We start from the raw sequence: 1,235 nt of genomic DNA, 5'->3' as shown, positions 1-1,235 counted from the left end.
CTCGGTGTTGATCAATGAAAACCCCCTGGGGAAGCTTGCCGCCGTTCCAAGTCATCAGGTGCTGTTTGACCCGTTTAAGGCCGGTGCCAGAATCAGCCACAATCCGGTTGACATCAGCGCTGTAGACATCCCTGAGCACCCGCTGCACAAAGTCATCATCCCGATTTAATAGGGCTGGGGCTCGACTCGAACTGGTTTTTTGTTGAATGATCTCCCACTGGTTTTGCAGAACTTCAAGGTCTTCAATAATTGCTTCTTCGTCGACGTTTTCTGCCTCTGTGCGAACCAGTAGACCCATGCCCGCAGGCTTAATCAAGATTGCCAAGGCTCTGAGCCGATTCCGCTCATGTTCATTGGGAATCCGCCGGGACAAATTTACCCCCCGACCAAAGGGCATCAGGACCAGATACCGGCCTGGAAGAGAGACATTGCCGGTCAGTCGAGGCCCCTTGTTTCCCGTGGGCTCTTTCATGATTTGAATCAAGGCTTTTTGCTGAGGTGCTAGCAATTCTGTGATTGCTCCGGCACTGCGCTTGAGTTTTAAGGGTCCTAGATCAGTGACATGAATAAAGCCATTGCGCTCGGAGTCGCCAATATTTACAAAGGCTGCATCAATACCAGGCAGGACATTTTCAACCACACCTAGGTAAATATCCCCCACTTGATGGCTACCGGTGGCAACCACCAGCTCTTGAATTTGATCTTCAGAAAAAACAGCAGCAATTCGATGCTGCTCGGCAATGACGATTTGTTTTGGCATTCAATTTCCTCAAAATTTTTCGACCACGGGAGCCGGGTGGGCATTCCTGGCTCTAGGGCTGAAATTAATTAAGCAATGAGAAACATAGATTTTGGCTCCAACAGGGCTGATAGAGTTTGTGACCTAGGATTTTGAGCAACAATCATGGTTTTCCCGCCTGTGCTTAGCTTGGGACCCATGGTGCTGGTAGCCTTTATACTGGCTTCTCGCAACCATAAAATCACTAAAAACATCTAATAAAAATCCTATCGGAAACCGTTAATATGCACGATAGCCATGAGCATTTGCCCAATAAAAGCTCAGGCTGCATCTAGAGATTAATGAAGTCTGGTAGAAGCAAGCTGTACCTAGCATCTCCTGCTGGCCAATTTGGCAACACCCCTAAGAGCCTCTTGCCTACAACTGCTTCTATTGAGAAGCATTATAGCGTGGAGTTTAGCCCCTGCCACGATCAAATTTGACCGGGGGACAAATT

General features: G+C 48.3%; 1 protein-coding gene. It reads right to left on the bottom strand.

From position 1 onward, the window contains the following. Nucleotides 1-760, bottom strand: a 760-nt coding sequence (locus AC2VE5_RS27955; RefSeq protein WP_486890766.1) for a ribonuclease E/G, incomplete at its 3' end; no start/stop codon positions are given. Nucleotides 761-1,235: the final 475 nt, after the last annotated feature.

It is taken from the genome of Aliterella sp. E5.1 (assembly GCF_057473825.1).
This window is presented reverse-complemented; position numbering and strand designations above follow the sequence as displayed.